This is a genomic window from Pseudomonas sp. I2 (assembly GCF_040984075.1).
Classification (GTDB): domain Bacteria; phylum Pseudomonadota; class Gammaproteobacteria; order Pseudomonadales; family Pseudomonadaceae; genus Aquipseudomonas; species Aquipseudomonas guariconensis_B.
Genome location: NZ_JBCGFQ010000001.1, coordinates 158,728 through 179,010, shown reverse-complemented (window position 1 = coordinate 179,010; position 20,283 = coordinate 158,728). Strand labels below are relative to the sequence as shown.

Annotated in this window: 18 protein-coding genes and 1 tRNA gene; 8 read left to right on the top strand and 11 right to left on the bottom strand. The window is 65.2% G+C overall.

Translation table 11 applies throughout. The features are described 5' to 3' along the window. The first annotated feature begins 63 nt into the window (after window positions 1-63). From WCE05_RS00820 to WCE05_RS00810, 3 genes are all read left to right on the top strand, one after another. Window positions 64-561, top strand: a complete 498-nt coding sequence (locus tag WCE05_RS00820) for a PaaI family thioesterase (protein ID WP_225788436.1) — start codon at window positions 64-66, stop codon at window positions 559-561. 126 nt (window positions 562-687) lie between these two features. Then, window positions 688-1,074, top strand: coding sequence for a DUF488 domain-containing protein (locus WCE05_RS00815; protein WP_225788435.1), 387 nt, complete (start codon window positions 688-690; stop codon window positions 1,072-1,074). A gap of 48 nt (window positions 1,075-1,122) precedes the next feature. Then, window positions 1,123-1,554 carry a GNAT family N-acetyltransferase gene (locus tag WCE05_RS00810; RefSeq protein WP_368815307.1) on the top strand — a complete coding sequence of 144 codons (432 nt, stop codon included), beginning with the start codon at window positions 1,123-1,125 and terminating at the stop codon, window positions 1,552-1,554. Between the two features lie 114 nt (window positions 1,555-1,668). On the opposite strand, the gene WCE05_RS00805 is transcribed toward WCE05_RS00810, so the two are convergent. The 11 genes from WCE05_RS00805 to WCE05_RS00755 all read right to left on the bottom strand — a co-directional run bounded on the left by WCE05_RS00805 (window position 1,669) and on the right by WCE05_RS00755 (window position 15,934). After that, window positions 1,669-3,123 (bottom strand): right-handed parallel beta-helix repeat-containing protein, encoded by a 1,455-nt coding sequence (locus tag WCE05_RS00805; protein ID WP_253080458.1) that lies wholly within the window; start codon window positions 3,121-3,123, stop codon window positions 1,669-1,671. A gap of 14 nt (window positions 3,124-3,137) precedes the next feature. Continuing rightward, window positions 3,138-4,250 carry a polysaccharide lyase gene (locus WCE05_RS00800; RefSeq protein WP_253091161.1) on the bottom strand — a complete coding sequence of 371 codons (1,113 nt, stop codon included), beginning with the start codon at window positions 4,248-4,250 and terminating at the stop codon, window positions 3,138-3,140. Continuing rightward, window positions 4,241-5,665 (bottom strand): alginate biosynthesis protein AlgX, encoded by a 1,425-nt coding sequence (locus WCE05_RS00795; RefSeq protein WP_368815306.1) that lies wholly within the window; start codon window positions 5,663-5,665, stop codon window positions 4,241-4,243. Before WCE05_RS00795 ends, WCE05_RS00800 begins: the two co-directional genes overlap by 10 nt. Before the next feature lie 26 nt (window positions 5,666-5,691). Next, window positions 5,692-6,330, bottom strand: coding sequence for an alginate O-acetyltransferase AlgF (locus tag WCE05_RS00790; RefSeq protein WP_225788430.1), 639 nt, complete (start codon window positions 6,328-6,330; stop codon window positions 5,692-5,694). An 18-nt stretch (window positions 6,331-6,348) separates the two neighbouring features. Next, window positions 6,349-7,443 carry an alginate O-acetyltransferase gene (locus WCE05_RS00785; protein WP_253091159.1) on the bottom strand — a complete coding sequence of 365 codons (1,095 nt, stop codon included), beginning with the start codon at window positions 7,441-7,443 and terminating at the stop codon, window positions 6,349-6,351. Between the two features lie 9 nt (window positions 7,444-7,452). Further along, window positions 7,453-8,880 carry an MBOAT family protein gene (locus WCE05_RS00780; protein ID WP_253080461.1) on the bottom strand — a complete coding sequence of 476 codons (1,428 nt, stop codon included), beginning with the start codon at window positions 8,878-8,880 and terminating at the stop codon, window positions 7,453-7,455. 15 nt (window positions 8,881-8,895) lie between these two features. Then, window positions 8,896-10,350, bottom strand: coding sequence for an alginate export family protein (locus WCE05_RS00775; protein ID WP_368815305.1), 1,455 nt, complete (start codon window positions 10,348-10,350; stop codon window positions 8,896-8,898). Then, complete coding sequence (locus WCE05_RS00770; protein WP_368815304.1) at window positions 10,347-11,798, bottom strand: tetratricopeptide repeat protein; 1,452 nt, start codon at window positions 11,796-11,798, stop codon at window positions 10,347-10,349. The genes WCE05_RS00775 and WCE05_RS00770 overlap by 4 nt, the downstream gene beginning before the upstream one ends. 22 nt (window positions 11,799-11,820) lie before the next feature. Next, the gene (locus WCE05_RS00765; RefSeq protein WP_225788425.1) at window positions 11,821-12,984 is read right to left on the bottom strand and encodes a PilZ domain-containing protein; all 1,164 of its coding nucleotides are present in this window, start codon (window positions 12,982-12,984) and stop codon (window positions 11,821-11,823) included. A 16-nt stretch (window positions 12,985-13,000) separates the two neighbouring features. Next, window positions 13,001-14,533: a glycosyltransferase gene (locus WCE05_RS00760; protein ID WP_225788424.1), complete on the bottom strand. Its 1,533-nt coding sequence runs from the start codon at window positions 14,531-14,533 to the stop codon at window positions 13,001-13,003. 93 nt (window positions 14,534-14,626) lie between these two features. Further along, complete coding sequence (locus WCE05_RS00755; protein ID WP_225788423.1) at window positions 14,627-15,934, bottom strand: nucleotide sugar dehydrogenase; 1,308 nt, start codon at window positions 15,932-15,934, stop codon at window positions 14,627-14,629. A 607-nt stretch (window positions 15,935-16,541) separates the two neighbouring features. Between WCE05_RS00755 and WCE05_RS00750 the strand changes: the two genes are divergently transcribed. From WCE05_RS00750 to WCE05_RS00730, 5 genes are all read left to right on the top strand, one after another. Further along, entirely contained in the window at window positions 16,542-16,925 is a 384-nt protein-coding gene (locus WCE05_RS00750; protein ID WP_225788422.1) for a helix-turn-helix domain-containing protein, read from the top strand. Between the two features lie 136 nt (window positions 16,926-17,061). Further along, window positions 17,062-17,700: a UvrY/SirA/GacA family response regulator transcription factor gene (gene uvrY, locus WCE05_RS00745; RefSeq protein ID WP_054892718.1), complete on the top strand. Its 639-nt coding sequence runs from the start codon at window positions 17,062-17,064 to the stop codon at window positions 17,698-17,700. A gap of 6 nt (window positions 17,701-17,706) precedes the next feature. Beyond that, complete coding sequence (gene uvrC / locus WCE05_RS00740; protein WP_368815303.1) at window positions 17,707-19,530, top strand: excinuclease ABC subunit UvrC; 1,824 nt, start codon at window positions 17,707-17,709, stop codon at window positions 19,528-19,530. Window positions 19,531-19,563: 33 nt separating this feature from the next. Beyond that, window positions 19,564-20,124 (top strand): CDP-diacylglycerol--glycerol-3-phosphate 3-phosphatidyltransferase, encoded by a 561-nt coding sequence (gene pgsA / locus WCE05_RS00735; protein ID WP_225788420.1) that lies wholly within the window; start codon window positions 19,564-19,566, stop codon window positions 20,122-20,124. Window positions 20,125-20,188: 64 nt separating this feature from the next. Then, window positions 20,189-20,264 (top strand) — tRNA-Gly (locus WCE05_RS00730). Window positions 20,265-20,283 lie beyond the last annotated feature (19 nt).

Here is a 20,283-nt window from a genome sequence, read left to right as displayed (position 1 = left end):
GCGGGGCAGGGCGCTACCATCGGCGACGGCATTTCTTCCCATTCCAACAAGCACAGGAAGCTTATGAACGCACACGCCCTTTCCATCCAGGAGCTGGCCGCCCCCGAAGGCACCTGCTATGGCTGCGGCTGCTCCCACCCCAGCGGCCTGCACGTCAAGAGCCATTGGGACGCCGACGGTATCCACCTGGTGTGCCGTCACGCTCCCGACGGCAGCTTCGTCGGCTGGCCTGGGCTGGTCTATGGCGGCCTGCTGGCCATGCTGGTCGACTGCCATTCCAACTGGACCGCCATGGCCTACCACTACCGTGCCGAAGGCCGCGAGCCGGGCAGCCTGCCGCGCATCGATTGCGTCACCGGCACGCTCAGCCTGACCTACCTCAAGCCCACCCCCATGGGCGTCGAGTTGCTGCTCAAGGCACGGGTGGAAGGCGAAGTAGGGCGCAAGAGCCGGGTGATCTGCGAGGTGTGGGCCGGCGATGTGCTGACCGTCAGCGCCGATTCGGTGTTCGTCCGCGTCGATACCGAGAAGCTCAAGCTCAAGGCCCACGGGCAGGCTTGAATGGCCCCGTTGGCCTCGGGCCAGGGCACGCAAGCCTGGCAGCAGGGGAGCCATTCGTTACCCGGGCGTGATTTCGGCCGGTGAACGCCCTAGGCTGGTAAGGACAGGATGCTGCAGGAGAAGACGATGATTCGTTGCAAGCGTGTCTATGAGCCAGCCGAAGCGAGCGATGGCCAGCGGGTATTGGTCGACCGCCTGTGGCCACGCAACAAGCGCAAGGACGACCTGCACGGGGAGTGGCTGCGCGAGGTGGCGCCGTCCAACGAACTGCGCAAGGCGTTCCACCACGGCGAGGTGGATTTCGCCGGGTTCACCCAGCGCTACCAGCAGGAGCTGGCCGCCCATCCCGAGCATTGGTATCCGTTGCTGGACCTGGCGGGCAAGGGCGACCTGACCCTGCTGTATGCCGGCAAGGACACCGAGCACAACAATGCCCGTGTGCTGGCCGACTGGCTGGAGGACGAGCTGGACCGGCGCGGGCCGGGCAGTTCGCCGGTGTGCTATGCCCCTTAGGGCCGTTGCCGGCCTTGGCGCCGCGTGGCATGCCGAGGGAGACATGCCATGCCCCTTCGCTTGAGCCCTGCCAGCGACACCCACCTGACCTTCGCCCGCGACCTTACCCGCCGGGCCATGCTGCCTTATTACCGGGAATTCGACCTGCTGTGGATCGAGGAAGCCTTCGATGAGGCCTGGACCTGGCGCGAACAGTGGCTGGTCATGGACGGCGACGAGCTCTTGGGGTTCTGCAGCCTCAGCCAGGATCGCCAGGCGCTGTTCATCCGCGAATTGCACCTGCTGCCCACGCACCGTGGGCGCGGGGTCGGCAGTTGGGTGTTGGAGACACTGGCCGGCTGGGCAGCGCAGCGGCAGTTGCCGTTATTGCGCCTGATGGTGTTCAAAACCAACCCGGCACGGCAGTTGTACCGGCGCCGGGGCTTCATCGAGATGGGCGAGGACGAGTGCTTCGTGCGCATGCAGCGTGCGATCGACTGAGGGAATGCCGACAGGCCTGTGGAAGCGGGCAAGCCCGCTCCCGAACCCCGTCAGCCAACCGTTCTCTGCGCAGTCACGTTCTACTCAATGAGTCACGTGGTGTTCTATCGCCCCTCACGGCCAGCGCACCCGCGCGGTGCCGCCCTGACGTACCGTGGCCTCCAGGAGCCTGGCCTGCAACGGCAGCAGGTCGCCGATCAACAGGTTCTGCAGCAGCGGCTTGCCATCGAAACTGTTGCCGCCCAGCGCCACCTCGCGCACCCCTTCGACCCGCACCACCGCCTTGCCGACCTGGCCCAGGCGATTGCCGCTGAGCAGCAGCGGGCCGGGCAGGGGAGTGGCGTTGCGCAGGCTGACGGCATACTCCGGGGTATTGCCGATACGGTTGCCCACCAACGCCAGGGCGCCGACGTCGCTGGCATCCACGGCGGTGCCTTGGCTGCTGGCCAGCAGGTTGTCGTCGATCAGCAAGGGGGCTGCCGAGGTCGGCGCGAGGTTGCGCAACTGGATGCCATTGCCGCGGCTGTCGCCGATACGGTTGCTCGCCAGCAGCACCGCGCCCTGTTGTTCGCTGATCTCGATGGCGGCCTTGCCGGCGCCGAGGATCAGGTTGTCTTCCAGCAGGGCGCGGGTCTGCCCGCGCAGGCGTACGCCACTGTTGTTGTCGATGCCGCGCAACTGGTTGCCGCGAAGGCTCAGCTGGCTGTCGCGAACGTCGATGGCGTATTGCTGGGACTGTTCGAACTGGCTGGTGCTGATGGTCGCCTGGCTGTGTTGCAGCTCCACGGCGGTGGACAGCTCGCTGAACCGGCTGTCGCGGATCAGCACGGTCGCCAGGCGGCTGCCAGCAGGCTGCTGGGGGCTCAGCGCGGTGGTCAGTCCACGGGACAGGTTGGCGTTGTAGCCCAGGCGCCTGAGCGTCGAGCCGATCACCTGGGTGTGGCTGCCGGCCCAGGCTACCACGAACGGTCGCCAGGCACGGTCGGTATTGCCTGGCTTGTCGCCCGCCACGCTTTCCAGGCTCGACTGGTTCAGCCCCAGCCAGCCCTGGTTGATCAGCGCCGTGCCAGAAAAACTGTAGAGGTACAGGCTGGTTCCTTCGAGCACCAGGCCTGCGTCGGGACCGATCAGCAGCGGGTAGCTGAGCAGGTAGCCGTCCTTGTAGCGGCGCAGGATGCGCGGGTTGGCGAGGGCGTCGTTCAACTGCGCCAGGGTGATGCTGCCACCGCGCAGCATCACCACCTGCGGGTGGTGCGCCTGGTAGCCCGCGATGGCACGGAACAAGCCATTGTTGACGAACGGCTCGAAGGGCCAACTGCCGGCCTGGGACGAGAACATCGGTTGCAGGCTGACGCTGGCACGGCCAGCCGGGCGCGGCCGCTCGGCCTGGGCGAAGGTCACCGCCTGGCGCGCTTGCTGGCGCAGGGTCAGCACCTGCCGTTGGTGTTCCTCCGGCGTCAGGGCATCCACCGTCTGGTTGACCGGCAACGCCTGGCTACCGGCCTGGGCGGTGCCGGCCAGCAGCAGGGCAGCCAGGCAGGTGAGGGAAAAGCGGGCGAGGAGGGCCATGGTTACGTCCTTGATCAGGGCTGTTGTAGGTAGAGCGGCTTGAGCGGGCCACCGAGTTGGCTGTAGTTGTCCACCTCGCCGTCCTCGCTGTCGTACAGTTCGCGGGCCAGGCGATGGCCCGGGTTGCGCTGCAGGAACGGGATCAGCCAGGCCAGCTTGTAGGGGGCGACGTCGACCTGGGCGCGGCCCTCGAGTTCGGGCAAGGCCTGCGGCTCGAGGATGCTGCGTGCGGCGAAGTTGGCCAGCAGGTCGAGGGTGCGCTGGTCCTCGTCGCGCCAAGGCAGACCGTTGGCCCGCGCCGATTCCGCCAACAGCACCAGGGGCACCAGGGCGTACTGGCTGTAGTTGGCGGCAAGCTTGCCGCGTGCCACTTCCAGCGGCAGGTAGGCGTAGCTGCCATCCTGGCTGCGCACGGCCTGGGCCAAGCCACGGCGCAGGTTGCCGTCGGCCCACTGGATGAAGTCGTCGCGGCCCACCAGCATGCCGCTGGCGGCCACTGCCCAGGCGGCCCAGTAGTCGTGGTTGTTGAAGTACACGGTGCGTGAGGTACGGCGCGGGTCGTATTCGCGTATCACCAACTCGGCCAACTGGGTGATCCAGGCGGTCTGCGTGGCCGTCAGTCGCACCTTGCCGTCGCTGGCCGACTGGGTCAGCAGCAGCGCGCCGGCCATGGCCGCCAGCGCCCACTTGCGCGCGGCCATGCCGGTGCCGCTGGCGTCGGGGCTGAGCAGCGCGCCTGCCGAGGCCCAACGTTCCAGCCACTGGTCCTGGCAGGCCAGGGCCATGTTGGCGTCCTGGGGTTTTTTCGCCCGTACGAAGCGCTTGCCGGCGTAGATCAAGCCACCGACGAACTGCTTCACTTGCTTGCCGACCCGTTCGCTGTCGGCATCCGGGCGGGCACGCAGGGTCGACTTGCTGGCGTCGCGCTGGTCGTACTTGCTTTCTAGGCGCAGGCTGCCGGTATAGGGGGCGGGCGGTGCCTTGCTGCAGGCCAGGGTACGGTAGTCGGCCACCATCGCCGCCTGCGCCGTGGCTCGCGGCGGCCATAGCGACTGGGCCGCGGGTGCCGCCAATGGCGACAGGGCCAGGGCGATGACCAGGGCCAGGCTTGTGCGCTTCACAGGCATAGGCGGGTTTCCACGTCGGTGGCGGCGGTGCCGGGCTTGGTCGGCTCGAGGAACACTGAGAGCAGGTTGGCGCCAGCGAAGGCCGGGTCCTTGCTCAACTCCAGGTAGTACTGGCCACCGCTGACCACCGCTTCGCGGCGGAACCACACCTTGTCGCGGGCGCCGTTGTCGTAGTAGACGATGATGTAGAAGTCCTTGACGTTCCTGTCGCTCAGGCGGATGTCGAGAAACCCTCTTGCCCCTCCCAGCGCCTGGCGCGCACTGCCGGCATTGCTCAGCAGCTCGATGCGCTCGCCGACCTTCAGCGCCGGGCGCCGCAGCTTCGAGGCCAGCACCTCTTTCGAGGCCTTGCAGCCACCCTGGATGGCGGGCACCAACTGGCGGTACATCAACGGCGAGTCGAGCCGGTAGTTGGCCGGCAGTTCCCAGACGATCAGCTTGGGCGGTGCCTCGGGCTTGTAGTCGGCCGACAGCAGGTATTCCAGCAGCGAGCCGTCCTCGCCGACGCCCGGCAGGGCATAGTTGAGCACGTCCACGTCCAGGTACTGCTTGAGGTAGCCGTCGAAGTTGAATTGCTTGCTTTCGTCCTCGCGGGCAGCGGCGTTACTGTCGCCGACCAGGATCACCTCCGGGTCTGGCGCTTCGTCGAACAGGGCGTCGGCGCTGTCGGCCACCGGGATGGTCTGGTAGCCGCGCACGTACTGGAAACCATAGTTGTTGCCGCAGATATAGCTCAGCGCCAGGTTCAGGGTGCCGTCCTTGGGCACCATGACCCCGGGTTCGGTGCGGTAGTGCTTTTTGGTCAGCCCCGCGTAGAAGGGCTGGCGGCGGATCTCCTCGGCCATCAGGCGCGCGGTGGCTTCGGCACCGGCCGGGGTCCAATGGTGGTCGCGGCGGAAGAAGAACTCGGCCTTGGGTGGTTGCTGCACCAGTTGCATCATCGGCGCCACCACCGCGCCGCCCTGGCGCAACTGGCCCAGGTAGGTGGCGAGGTTGTGGCTGGCGCGGGGGTAGTCGAAGCCGTGCAGCCGATCGCCGTACAACTTGTCACGGTGCATCAGGCCTCGGGTCGGCTGGATGGCCATGGCCACCTGGATGCCCTGGCGATGGAAGGTGTCCATCAAGCGGGCGAATTCCGGGCGCATGGGCGCCGGGATGCCGAAGTCGTTGGTCAGGTCCACCGCTGAGCGGAACAGCCAGCGGTCCTTGCCGGGGACGATCTCGCGCATCAGCTTCATGCGCCCCTCGGCGTAGTGGCGCGGGTCGCTCAGGGCTGGGCAGACCAGGCATTGCAGGTCGCTACAGGCGGCCTTGTCGGCATTGGTACCGCTGGCCTTGGCAGGCTCGGCCGCCTGGGCGGCCAACGCGCCCAGCGCAAGGCCCGTGGCCAGGCCCAGGGAAAGAAGGGTGTTCATGTGCCGGTCATCCTTGCAGCGGGGCATCACTCGGTCGGGTCGATGCTGTTGGCCTGGCCCATGCTGCGATAGCCGGTGCCCTGGGGCAGCAGCACGTAGCTGTAGGAGCGGCCTTTCTTGAGGAACAGTTCGTCGAAGCTGGCGACCCGCTGGTCGGCGACGTAGGCGGCGAAGCCGATCTTGATTTCGTTGACCATGCGGCTGCCGGTCTGGCCGTTGCCCAGCGGCTCGACCACCACGTGCTTGCCGTCCACGGTCTTGAGCGCGGCCTTGGCCGGGGTCAGGTTGTAGAAGGCGATCTGTGCCTTCTTCGGTTCGTTGATGTACTTGTCGGCGATCAGCGACAGCTGCTTGCCGTCGTAGACCACGGTGCTGGCGGCGTTGGCCTTGAGCTGTGGCTCGATGGCCTGGGCGCCGACGGCGATCTTGTGTGGGCCGGCCGGGACGAAGCGGTAGCCGCTGAGCTGGCCCGGGGCGACCTTCTGTGGGTTGATCTTGCCGCTCAGGCTCACGTCGATGCTGTTGTCGGACAGGTTGAGCACACGCACGAACGCCGAGTCGGCCGGTGCCACGGCATCGTACAAGTCGGCATTGCCTTCGGCGGCGAGGGCCGCATGGCCGTTGGCTGCCAGGGTGATGGCGGTGAACAGGTGGGTAAGTTTCATCGGGCTCTCCTTGAATCGTCAGAAATGCTGGGGTTGGGTGCTGCGGCTGAGCGAGCCAGGGCGGTGGGCCAGCAGGGTGCGCAGGGGGAATTCCCAGACCACGGTGTCGATCTGCGGGTTGGCCAACTGATCGCTGGCCAGGAACTGGTTCATCGCCTCGAACGGCCCGCGGGCTTCCACGGCGATGCTCAGCAAGTCGCGGTTGAGGGCTTCCTTGAGAAAACCGACGAAGTTCCAGTCGTCGATCTTGCTGTAGCTGGTACCGACCAGCAGCAGGCTCTGGTCTTGCTCGGCGAACAGGTCGTCGGCGTCCTGGTCGGCCTTGAGGGTTTCGTAGAGATCGATGCGGCTCGGACCGAATTGTGGCGCGAGGCGAGCGTGGTCGAACTGCAGGTAGTTCATCAGGTCGCCCTTGACGTTCTTCTCGCCGGCCTTGTGCGAGCGATAGAGCTGGTCACCGAGCAGTTGCGGACGCTGGCGGGCCAGTTCGTAGGCCGACAGGCGTGCGCCTTGCGGGCTCCAATGGGTGTCGGACTTGAGGAACAAGCCTGGCCCTGCCAGGTTGCCGAGGAAGGCGCCGCGCAGCGGTACCACGTCCAGCTGGCGTGCCTGCAGCTCACCGACGAAGCGGTCGTACAGGCTCGTCACCCGTGGGTCGAAGGCGTGCTCGGCGTGCTCGGCATAGATGTCGAGCTTCATCGGCAGTGGCAGCAGCACCAGGTGCTTGCCATGCTCGGCCAACTGTTTCTCGACCTTGGCGATCTGCTCGAGCTGGGTCGCCACGTTGGCCTCCAGGTCATTGGGCACGCGGTATTCCTGGTTGGTGTAGAGCCAGCCGTCCTTGCCCAGTACCACGCCCTTGGTGCCTTCGCCGAACAGGTGGAACTGGGCGTCGGCCCACAGTTGCACCGACGGGTCGCGCAGGAAGAAGCGCTTGTCGTAGACCTGCTCGAACTTGCGCAGCAGCTTGCCGTCGACGAACAGGTTCCAGGCGTCGCCCTGGGTTCGGGCGAAGCTGAACACCGGTGGCAGCGAGTACACGAACATCGCCGCCAGCACCAGGGCGAAGAGAATGCCGTTGGCCTTGCTGGCCGAATTCATCACCGGATACATGGCCGTCTCCTAGAACTGGAAATACAGGAAGGGCGAGAAGGAATTGGCCGCCAGGCTGCTCAGCGCCAGCAAAAAGCCCCCCCACAGCAGCACGCTGTGCAGCACGCCGACATGGCGCATGAAATAGCCTTCCTTGTTGCCGGCGTAGAAGCGCACGTTGTTGATCCCGGCCAGGACCAGCCAGGCCAGCGCCACCAGGGCGAAGGCCATGGCCATCTTCGAGGCGCCGAGCACGTACAGCTCCAGCGAGCCGAAGCCGTTGAAGCCGAGCAGCGCCTGGTAGATGTCCAGGCTGTGGCGCAGGTCCATGGTGAAGAACAGCGGCATGCTCAGCACGATCAGCACCCCGGTGCGCAGGTTGCGGCCCAGGTGGTAGGGCGTGGTGACCTTGGTGGCGAGGTTGAACTTGCGCTCGATGACCATGCCGATACCGAAGAACAGGCCCCAGCAGATGAAGGCGAAGCTCGCCCCGTGCCACAGGCCCGACAGCAGCATGGTCCAGACCAGTGCCGGCAGGGCCCCGGCGACGCGCTTGCGCACCAGCGGCATGTACACGTAGTCGCGCAGGAAATGCGCCAGGGTCATGTGCCAGCGTGCCCAGAACTCGGTGATGCTCTGCGACACATAGGGCTGGTTGAAGTTTTCCGGGAAGCGAAAGCCCATCATCAGCGCCAGGCCCAGGGCCATGTGGCTGTAGCCGGCGAAGTCGAAGTACAGCTGCAGGGTCGACACCGCCAGGCCGAACCAGGCGTCGCTGAACTGCAGGGTGCCCTCGCTGACGAACAAGACGTTGATCGGCGCCAGGCGGTCGGCGATCAGCACCTTCATGATGAAACCGAGCATGAAGCGGCACACGCCCAGGGAGAACAGCTCCAGCGAATGGGTGCGCTCGCGCAGCTGCGGCGCCAGTTGGCTGTAGCGCAGGATCGGCCCGGCCACCAGGTGCGGGAACAGCGCGACGAAGGCGGCGAAGTCGATGAAGTTGCGCGTGGGTGTGGCGTCCTTGCGGTAGATGTCGACGATGTAGCTCAGGGCATGGAACACGTAGAAGGAGATGCCCAGGGGCAGGAAGATGTTCTCCAGGGTCCAGGTATTGATGCCCAGCGGCGCCAGCAGCATCGCCAGTACTTCGGCGCCGAAGTTGGCGTACTTGAAGTAGCCCAGGGTCGACAGGTTGCCGATCACCCCGAGCCACAGCAGGCGCAGGGCCCAGCGCTTGTCGCCGGCGTCCAGGCGCGCCTTGATGCGCAGGCCGAACCAGTAGTTCCAGTAGGTGATCGCCACGAACAGCAGCAGGAAGTCCGGGCGCCACCAGGCATAGAAGATGTAGCTGGCGGCAACGATCACCACCGAGCGCCACTGGGGCCTGGCCAGGAAATAGACGGCCAGGAACAGCGGCAGGTAGAGGAACAGGAAGACGTTGGAGGCGAAGATCATTGGCAGGGTCCGTCCTTAGTAGCTGATCACCACGCCGACGCTCAGCTGGTAGTCATCGCCGGTCTTCAGCGCGCTGCCGGCATTGAGGTAGCTGGCGCTGACCAGGGTGTTGACGTCCAGGTGCTTGCCATCGATGGCCACCGGAAACATCTTCCAGTAGTAGTTGAGGTCGACCATCTGCCCGATGTTGTCACCCTTGCCGTACAGGCCCCGGTCGAGCTGGTTCTGGCGCCTGGAGCGGGAGTCGGCGGCCATGCGGATCGGCAGTACGCCATCCTCGTCACGCAGGTTCAGTTGGGTGATACGCAGGTCCAGGGCACTGCGCGGTGTCGGCCGGGTTTCCAGGGCGATGCCGTAGTAGCTCAGGTTGCGCAGGTCGAGGCTGACGAACGAGCTGGTCAGGCGCGTGCTGTAGGAGCCCTGGCGAGTGATGCGGTCGGACTGGATCGGGTTGAGGCGAAAGCCGTCGTTCTCGTCACCGGGCTTGTCGGTCAGGCCGCCGCGCAGGGCGATGCGTGGGGTCCAGGGCAAGGCGTCGAAGCGCTTGCCGACCTCGCCGAGCACGGCCCAGCCCTTGCTGTCGTGGCCGGTGGTGGTGACGCCACTCTGGGTGGTGTTGTCCATCTTGCCGTCCAGTGCGGCCAGCTCCAGGTGGTAGTCGCTGAACACCGGCAGGGCGAGGTTGTCACCCTTGAAGAACAGGCCGTAGCGCAGGCCCTTGAAGTCGTAGCGGTCGTCGATGTCGTGGTCGCTGTGGTCGTTCTCGTGCATCAGGCGCACACCGATCTTGTTGTTCTGGCTCCAACGGTAGGCATACTCGCCCATCACGTAGAGCGTGCGCTCTTCGCTGGCGGCCAGGCTGTTCACGTCGGTGTTGTAGTTGTGGAACTTCTGGCCGACGGCGAGGAAGGCCTCGGAGAAGGTGTCCTGGTAGTTCAGGCGCAGCGATTCGAGGCTGTCGTCCCACCAGATGCCGTAGTCGTCCCAGAAACGCTGGCGGCCGATGGACAGGGAGAAGCGTGGATCGTCGCCGATCAGGTTGCGCTTGACGTACAGCTCGCGCAGCTCGGCATACCAGCCTTCAGGCTGCTCGCGTTCGTTGTCGTTGGTCGACTCGCTGGTGAGGTTGCTCGACTGGCTGGTGTCATAGTTCAGCCACAGGCGACCGTAGACCATCCACTTGGCCCAGCGTTTCTCCGGCGCGTACCAGGCGAACGAGGGCTCGTAGCGCAGGCTGTAGAACATTTCGCGGTTGCGATCGACCTGGGAGTCCTCCGGCCCGTAGCCGGTCTGCACGGTGAGCTTGTTGAAGAACTCCGAGGTGATCACCGGTTCGCTGCCGTCGGCGAGGACCACGCGCACCGGTTCGGTGCTGTCGGCCTCGGGGCCGGTGATCTCCTCGGCCGCCAGCGCCGCGGGCAGCGGGGCCAGGGCGAGCAGGGCGCCGAACAAGGGGTGATGGGCTTTCACAGGTTGGCCTCCTTCAACAGATCGTTGCGTGCGGCCAGGGCACGCTCGATGTCATCCTTGGGCAGGGTCTTTTCCAGGCGCTTGATCAGGCTGCGGGCGCCACGTTCGCCCAGGTTCAGGGCGATTTGGGCATAGGTGTAGGCCTTGACCGGGTCATGGCAGATGGCACGGCCGTAGGCGTGCAGGGTGGCCATGCGGTACCAGGCGGCGGTGGAGCCCTTGGCGGCTTCTTCGCGGAACAGGGCCAGGGCCTTGTCCTGGTCGGGCTGGTCCGCCACGCCCTTGCTGTAGTACTCGGCCAGCAGCAGGCCGGCGTCGGGATAGCCGCTCTCTTGCAGTTCGTCGATCAGCGCGCGGGCTTTGTCCGGGTCGAGGGTCAGCCAGTTGTTGACCATGTAGAACGACGCCTGCAGGGCCTTGGCCCGGGTCGGTTCGCGCTGGCGGACCTGGTCGATCAACGCCTGGGTTTGCTCGGCGTTGTGCTCGGTCGGGTTGGAGATCATGTAGTTGGCCTTGGACACCATGGCCGGCACGAAGCCACGGGCCACGGCGGCGTCGCGCCAGCGCTGGACCTGGGCGGTGGCTTGGGCCAGGGCATCGGCCTGGGCCTGCTCCAGGGCCAGTTGCCTGGGCGTTGGCGCAGGCTGCCCGGCCGCTGGCGGGTTGGCCTGGCGGGCGTAGCGGTCGGCTTCCTGCTCGGCACGTTGCACGCTGGCAATGCTGTCGAGCAGCGAGGCGATGCGGTGCACGATCTCCACCGGCAGTTGCGCGCGCTCCGCCTCCAGGGCCGTGGCGAAGGCCGGGAAGGCCCGGTCTTGGTCATCGCCCAGGAACCGGTAGTAGCGATCGACGGCACGCGCATCGACCCGCACGGCTTCGCGGTACCAGCGCTCGGCACCGGGGCGATCGCCCTGGCGCTCGGCCAGCACGGCGCGGTACAGCTGCGGGCGGCAGTTGAGCAGGCAGGACTGTTCGTACAGGCCCAGCAGCTGCGAGGCCTGCTCCACATCGACCAGCTCCGGATAGGTCAGGAACACTTCCAGGGTGGTGCTGGCGTTGCGTGGGTCGAGGCGGCTGGGGTACCGCGTCAACGCCTGTTCCATCCACGGGCGCTGCGCCTCGCGCAGGCTCGGCGTGCGGTCGATCAGGCGTGCCAGCGAAGCCAGCGCCGGGACCAGGCCGCGGCCGTCGGCGAAGGCCGCGTGGTACAGCGCGACCACCTCCTGGCGGCTGGCGCCGTCGCGCCCGGCCAGCACATCGCCCAGCAACAGCGTGCTGGCCAGGTCGCCCCGGGCCGCCAGCGCACGCAGGTCGGTGGTGACGTCGGCGCTGGGGTTCTTGTACAGCGCATAGCGGATCTGCTCCAGGCTCTGCCCGGCACAGGCCGCGCCGGCACAGGCCAGGGCGAGGCTGGCCAGCAGCAGGCGGGAGGGCGTCATCACGGTCATGGCGTCATGGTCCTCGCCCGTTTCAGCGTGCGCCGCCGAACGGCAGGCCCAGGTACAGGTCGACCGCCACCGCCTTCTGGTAGGCCGCGGCCGGCAGCGGGCTGTCCGGCTGGATGGTCAGGGCCAGGTTGCGGTTGATCTCGTCGACCCGGGCATCGACCACCTTGCCGCCGTAGTGTTCGTCGAGGCCGAACACTTGCATGTCCACCGAGCGCACACGGTCGACGTCGGCCAGTTTGTCGAACGGCACGTTGGCGCGCACGAACAGACCCTGATCCTTGGGCAGCAGGTGCATCAGCGGTGCTTGCTTGTAGCCGTAGCCGTCCAGGCGTTGGGCCGGGTAGTAGACCTGGCAGTCGCAGGGGCTGTTGATCACCGTCTCGATGGTGGCACGGCCGAGCAGGGCCTGCAGGTCGCCAGGGGCCAGGTCGGCCAGGGCCTGCATGTCCGCCGGGCTGGTGAAGCTGGTGGCCAGTTGGGTGGAGATGCTGGCCAGCGGTTGGCCGGCGTGGACCTCGGTGGCCCCGGCGGGCAGCAGGTACTTGACGTAGCCGTTGTCCGGCATGCTGATGACCTGGGCGTTGGTCGCCACTTGGGCCTGCACCGCCGGAATGCGGAAGAACAGCAAGTAGCCCTTGTACGCCACGAAGCCCAGGGCGGCCACGCCCGCGGCGGTGTACAGCAGGGTGCCGGCCATGGCCTTGAGGCGGTCGCCTGGGGTGCGCGCGGTGGCGTACTTCTGCTTGCGCTCCTTGATGTAGTTCTCGCGCTGCATCACGTTGAACAGGCCATTGATGTCGGCGATCTCGCCAGACATGTAGGCGTTGATGAGGTAGCGCAGGATGTCGCGCTTCTGTGCGTCGAGGTCGACGAACTGGGCGCCAACCTCGCTGCCGCGCTGGGAGACGATGCGGATCTTGCCGTCGATCGACAGGTCGACCTGGTTCAGGCGTAGCAGGATCGAGGCATCGTACAGGCTGCCGATCTTCAACGGTGCCTCGTGGAGCAGGCCCATGCCGCCCAGGGAGATGTCCTGCAGGGCGGCCTCGAAGGGCGCCTGGCCGCTGCCGGACAGGCGTACGCGGGCGTTCATTCGGGTGCGTACGTACTGGCGTTCGTCGATCGCCTCGTGGACGATGTTGGCCGCGGTCTTGCCGGGGGCCACGGGAGTGTTCGAGCTACTCATGTGCAGGCGCCTTTCCTTAACGTTGCGTGAGTTCGAGAAGTACGGTGATGACCCCGAAGAAGATGGCGATGGAGGAGCACAGCATCGCCTTCGAGGACCAGCGGTTGAGGGTGGCGTCGAAGTCGACGCTGCCGGTGGCCAGGGTGGTTTTCTGCCGCGTCCAGCTCTGCTGGTCCATGTGGAACATCGCGTAGACCTTCATCAGCGAACCGACGATCTGGTTGTAATAGAGAACGAAGGGGTACATCGGGCTGACCGGGTGCCCGGCGAACACGAACAGCACGGTCACCAGGCTGCGCGACAGCAGCACCCAGAACAGGTACACCAGCAGGTACTGGATACCGAACACCAGGCCTGCCACCACCGAGGCGGTCAGGCCCATCAGGCAGGTCCACATCGATACCCGCTGGTCGAGCAGCACGTACAGGGTGAACAGGCCCAGGCGCGCACGGCCGAGCAGGGCGGTGGCGCGGAAGTTCTGCCGCAGCGAGTTGCCGTACCAGCGGAACATCAACTGGCGAGTGGCGACCCAGAAGCTGTCGCTGGGCGGATGCTCGACGGTCAGGGTATGGCTGTCGGGCACATAGAAGGTGTCCCAGCCGGCACGCATCAGCGACAGCCAGCTGGACTTGTCGTCGCCGGTGAGAAACTGGAAGCGGCCCAGGCGCCAGTGCTCGAGGAAGTCGGCCTCGACGTCGCGGATGAACTCAGGGTCGGTCATCACGCTGGCGCGGAAGAACGACAGCCGTCCGGTCAGGGTCAGTACCCGCTGCGACAGGGCCATGGAGCACATGTTGATGTGCCGCTGGACGAAGCGCATCGAGTGCCACTGGCGCATCCAGCGGCTGCCCTCGACCTCGCAGAATTCGTTGGTGGTCAGGCCACCGACGTTTGGCAGCAGGGCGAACAGCTTGACCGCGCGCTCGACGCAGCCAGGCAGCATCATGGTGTCGCCGTCGACCACGCCGACCACCGCATCGTCCAGCGGCATCTGCCGGGACAGGGCGCGGAAAGCATGGGCCAGGCCGTCGCGCTTGCCGGTGCCTCGGGCCCGGACGATCACCAGCTTGATGTCGTCGCGGCCTTTGACCTCGTTGCGCATGATGTCCTTGATGAAGGTCTCGTCGCCTTTCTCGACGATCGAGGCGATCACCGTGCACGGTACTTTCAGCCGCTGCACTTCCTGGAACACCGACTGGTAGACCTTGAAGGTGGTCAGGGTCGGGATGCGGAAGCTGGTGACCACCATGAACATGTGCGAAGGCAGCGCCGCATCGCCCATGCGTTCGACCTGCCGGCGCAGGCGTGGGAACCGCCAGTGCAGGAAGTACATGCCGCGCAGGTAGTGGACGATGGCATTGCCGTAGCGCCACATCCCCAGGGTACCGATGATGAAAATGAACAGATGATGGTTCGGGTCCAGGTACTGTGGCGCGACCATCTCCGACGCCAGCGCGATCAGGCCGGCCAGGCAGGCCCAGGCGCAGAAGCTGACGCCCGCGCGCAGGTAGCCTGGTGCCTCGAAGGGCCGCTGTTGCTGTCGTTCCATGTAGCCTTTGCTCCTGTCTCGGGTGCCCGAGCCCCGCGCCGGACAGGCCGGGGCCTGTAGCGTGCGGGGCAGGGGGGGCGATGTGCGCGTCGATTACCAGCAGATACCCTGGCGCTGTGTATCGCTGACACCGGGCATGAAACCGACCAGGTCGATGACCTGCTTGCCGGTGCCGGCTTCCAGGGCACGGCTGAAGCGCTCGTCGTTGTTGCCCAGGACGATCACCTCGGCCTCGTCGATCACCCGCTCCAGGTCGCTGTGCAGCAGCGAGGAGACATGCGGGATCTTCGACTCGATGTAGTCGCGGTTGGCGCCGAAGACACGGGCGTACTCGACGTTGGCGTCATAGATACGCAGGTCGTAGCCCTTGCCGATGAGCTTCTCGGCCAGGGTGACCAGCGGGCTTTCGCGCAAGTCGTCGCTGCCGGCCTTGAAGGCCAGGCCCAGCAGGGCGACCTTGCGCTTGTCCTGGCGCTCGATCATGTCGAAGGCATGCTCCACCTGGCTGCGATTGCTGGCCATGATCGAGGCCAGCAACGGGTGCTCGACGTCCAGCTGGCTGGCACGGTAGGTGAGGGCGCGCACGTCCTTGGGCAGGCACGAGCCGCCGAAGGCGAAGCCCGGGCGCAGGTAGTAGCGCGACAGGTTGAGCTTGTGGTCCTGGCAGACCACGTCCATCACTTCGCGGCCATCGACGCCCGAGGCCTTGGCGATGTTGCCGATTTCGTTGGCGAAGCTGACCTTGGTGGCATGCCAGACGTTGCAGGTGTACTTGATCATCTCGGCGACTTCGACCGACTTGCGGATCACCGGTGCGTCGAGGCCCTGGTAGAGCGACTCGAGCAAGTCGCCCGAGTGGCTGTCCAGCTCGCCGATCACGGTCATCGCCGGGAAGTCGTAGTCCTGGATGGCCGTGCTCTCGCGCAGGAACTCCGGGTTGACCGCCACGCCGAAATCGACGCCGGCCTGCTTGCCCGAGTGTTGTTCGAGGATCGGGATCACCACGTTCTTCACCGTGCCCGGCAGCACGGTGCTGCGGACCACGACGGTGTGGCGGCTGTCCTTGTCGCGCAGCGCGGTGCCGATCTCGCGGCACACCGCTTCCATGTACACCAGGTCCAGGTCGCCGTTCTTCTTGCTCGGGGTGCCGACGCACAGCAACGACAGGTCGGTGGTCAGGATCGCGGCCTGGACGTCGGTGGTACCGCGCAGGCGGCCCTGGCGCACGCCATCGAGCAGCAACTGCTCCAGGCCGGGCTCGACGATGGGGGACTTGCCCTGGTTGATCAGGTCGATCTTCGCCTGGGAGATGTCCACACCCAGCACATGGTGCCCACGGGCCGACAGGCAACCGGCGCACACCGCGCCCACATAACCAAGTCCAAAGATACTGATGTTCATAGATCCCTCTTCCCAGGCACGGTGCAAGGCCGGCCGAGATACACAGTTCAAGAAGTTGTCGAATGGGCAGACGCGCAGAAGTAAGCCGCACTTGTACGTGGCGTTTGGGCTATTTCTTGGTGGTCTTTTTATATCCTAATGTTGTTTTTGTTAGTGCCGCAAGTGTTGCTATCTGCGTGCTCTGAAATACTCTAATTTAGTCTTGTTAAAGTTTAAAAACTGTTAAAAATCAATATGTTAAAGTTTGTTATTAGTTTGTCGTCAAAAAAATGATATCGGCGCGAATGTCGATAAAATGGCGTCAATCTGACGATTTTCAGGGTGTTTTCGGGGCTGTCCAACCCCGTGGTTTTTCATATTCATGTGTTCCCGTTAACTTTCGTGACTGCGTTTAGTTAGTTTCGAGAGACCTTGATGCACCTGTTGGGCGCGGGTTTTCACGTTTTCATGGGGCCATGCGGTATTGGGGGCGCCTTGCGCGATTGCACTGGCAATGATGGCTTGCAAACATTGGATCCAATGCTCATAGTGCCAACTGGATTTGCGGCTATTCACTCGGATGCCTCATGCATCCATAGGCATGTAAGGGAAAGGGGAAGTGATTCAGATGAAAGGATTCGGTCCGCGTTTGAGGGAAGAACGCGAGCGGTTGGGGCTGACCCAGCGGGGGTTCGGTGTGATCGGTGGTGTCGAACCCAATGCTCAGGGCAAGTACGAAAGCGGCGAGCGCACGCCACGGGTCGATTACCTCGCGGCGGTGGCCGCCAAGGGTGTGGATGCGCTCTATGTGCTCAGTGGCGTGCATACCCCCGCACCGCTGGAGAGCCTGAGCACGGAGGAAGACCGTCTGCTCGGTGCCTTTCGCCGACTGCCCCGGGACGACCAGGAAGCCGTCTGGCATCTGCTGAGCCGCCTAGCGGGAGAGGCCGACCCGGACCCGAGGGTACGCAAGCTCGACCGGCGCAGGCTGTTCAATGACGCGTTGCGCTAGTGGCCTGTACGAGCGCGTGCAGCTTGGCCTCTGCGTCCATACCGGGGACACGATTAACCGTACGGGCCACTAGGTCCGTGATGAAAAATTTTGTTAAGGTGGCGGGATCCAATCGCCCCACTGACGAGGTGTCTGCTTGATTAGGGTCCTGGTGGTCGACGATCACGATCTGGTGCGTACCGGCATTACGCGCATGCTGGCCGATATCGATGGCTTGCAGGTGGTGGGTGAGGCGGATTCCGGCGAGGCGGCGCTCAAGCTGGCTCGCGAGTTGAAGCCGGACGTGGTGCTGATGGACGTGAAGATGCCAGGGATCGGCGGCCTGGAGGCGACACGCAAGCTGTTGCGCAGCCATCCGGACACCAAGGTGGTGGCGGTTACCGTCTGCGAGGAAGACCCGTTTCCCACCCGCCTGCTGCAGGCCGGCGCTGCCGGCTACCTGACCAAGGGCGCGGGCCTCGACGAAATGGTCCAGGCCATCCGCCTGGCCTTCGCCGGGCAGCGCTATATCAGCCCGCAGATCGCCCAGCAACTGGCGCTCAAGTCGTTCCAGCCCCAGGGGTCGCCGTTCGATGCGCTGTCGGAGCGGGAGATCCAGATCGCCTTGATGATCGTCGGCTGCCAGAAGGTGCAGATCATCTCCGACAAGTTGTGTCTGTCGCCCAAGACCGTCAATACTTACCGTTATCGGATCTTCGAAAAACTCTCGGTCACCAGCGACGTCGAACTGACCTTGCTGGCCGTTCGCCACGGTATGGTCGACGCAAGTCTATAGCTCTTCATGTCGCAAAATTTTGATGCAAGCGCGTTCCTGGCGACCTGCAGTGGTCGCCCGGGCGTCTACCGGATGTTCGACGCCGAGGCGCGGCTGCTCTACGTGGGCAAGGCCAAGAACCTCAAGAAGCGCCTGGCCAGCTATTTCCGCAAGACAGGGCTGGCCCCCAAGACCGCTGCGTTGGTAGGGCGTATCGCCCAGGTCGAGACCACCATCACCGCCAACGAGACCGAGGCGCTGCTGCTGGAGCAGACCCTGATCAAGGAGTGGCGGCCGCCCTACAACATCCTGTTGCGCGACGACAAATCCTACCCCTATGTATTTCTGTCTGACGGCGCTTTCCCACGCCTGGGTATCCACCGTGGCGCCAAAAAGGCCAAGGGGCGTTACTTCGGTCCGTATCCCAGTGCCGGTGCCATCCGCGAGAGCCTGAGCCTGCTGCAGAAGGCCTTCTCGGTGCGCCAGTGCGAGGACAGCTATTACGCCAACCGTACCCGGCCATGCCTGCAATACCAGATCAAGCGCTGCAAGGGCCCTTGCGTGGGCCTGGTCGAGGCCGAGGAGTACGCCGAGGATGTGCGCCACTCGGTGATGTTCCTCGAGGGCCGCAGCCAGCAACTGGGCAACGAGCTCAATGCCGAGATGGAAAAGGCCGCTATGGCCTTGAACTTCGAGCGGGCGGCCGAGCTGCGCGACCAGATCGCCCTGCTGCGTCGGGTCCAGGACCAGCAGTACATGGAGGGCGGCTCGGGCGATGTCGATGTGGTGGCGGCCTTCGTCAACCCGGGCGGTGCCTGCGTGCACCTGATCAGCGTGCGCGGCGGCCGGGTGTTGGGCAGCAAGAACTTCTTTCCCCAGGTCGGTATCGAGGAGGAGGTGGCCGAGGTCATGGCCGCGTTCCTCTCCCAGTACTACCTGGGCAACGCCGAGCGCGAGCTGCCCGGTGAGCTGATCGTCAACGTGACGCACGAGGACTTCGCCGCCATCAGCGAGGCCGTGCAGACCCTGCGCGGTCGCGAGCTGGCCATCAGCCACCGGGTGCGCGGCACTCGCGCGCGTTGGCAGCAACTGGCCGTGACCAACGCCGAACAGGCCCTCAACGCCCGTCTGGCCAACCGCCAGCACATGGCTGCACGCTTCGAAGCCCTGGCCCAGGTGCTTGGCCTCGACGAAGTGCCGCAGCGCCTGGAGTGCTACGACATCAGCCACTCCAGCGGCGAAGCCACCGTGGCCAGTTGCGTGGTGTTCGGCCCGGAGGGCCCGCTCAAGTCCGACTACCGGCGCTTCAACATCGAGGGTGTCACCGCCGGCGACGACTACGCTGCCATGCATCAAGCCTTGATGCGCCGCTACGGGCGCATCAAGGAGGGCGAGGGCAAGCTGCCCGACGTATTGCTGGTGGACGGCGGCAAGGGGCAGTTGAACATGGCCCGCGACGTCATGCAGGCGCTCGGCTTGACCGAGCTGACCCTGCTCGGCGTGGCCAAGGGCGTGACCCGCAAGGCAGGCTTCGAGACCCTGTACCTCAATGACGTGGCCCACGAGTTCACCCTCAAGGGCGACTCCCCGGCGTTGCACCTGATCCAGCAGATCCGCGACGAAGCCCATCGTTTCGCCATCACCGGCCACCGCGCCCGCCGTGGCAAGGCCCGGCGCACCTCGAGCCTGGAAGACGTGGCCGGGGTAGGGCCCAAGCGTCGCCGCGACCTGCTGAAACATTTCGGTGGCCTGCAGGAACTCAATCGTGCCAGCATCGATGAGATCGCCAAGGCGCCGGGGATCAGTAAAAAGCTTGCCGAGTCGATTTATGCCAGCCTGCATAGCGAGTAGAATGCCTGGCTCAACCCGCAGCCAGTCGTACCGATGAATATTCCAAACCTGCTCACCGTTCTACGCGTTCTGCTCATCCCGATCTTCATCCTGCTGTTCTATGTGCCCTATCATTGGAGCTACATTGCCGCCAGCAGCGTGTTCGCCATCGCGGCCGCCACCGACTGGCTCGACGGCTACCTGGCGCGCCGCCTGCAGCAGAGCACGCCGTTCGGTGCCTTCCTCGACCCGGTGGCCGACAAGCTGATGGTCGCGGTGGCCCTGGTGCTGCTGGTGCAGGTCCATGCCAACTTCTGGCTGACCTTGCCGGCCGCGGTGATCATCGGCCGCGAGATCGTCGTCTCGGCTTTGCGCGAGTGGATGGCCGAGCTGGGGGCGAGGGCACACGTGGCGGTGTCGAGCCTCGGCAAGTGGAAGACTGCCGCACAGATGCTGGCGCTGGTGATCCTGCTGGCCAACCCGCCGGTGCTGAGCTTCTGGGTGGTGCTCGGCTACGGCTTGTTGCTGGTCGCGGCCGGCCTGACCCTGGTGTCGATGGTCCACTACCTGCTGGCTGCCTGGCCGCACCTGCGGGAAGGCTCGGAGCAGAAATAAAAGTTTTTTGAATCAAGGGGTTGACGTTATTTGGCAGATCGCTAGAATGGCAACCCATCACGACGCGGGAATAGCTCAGTTGGTAGAGCACGACCTTGCCAAGGTCGGGGTCGCGAGTTCGAGTCTCGTTTCCCGCTCCAAGATTCGATCCCTAGGTGT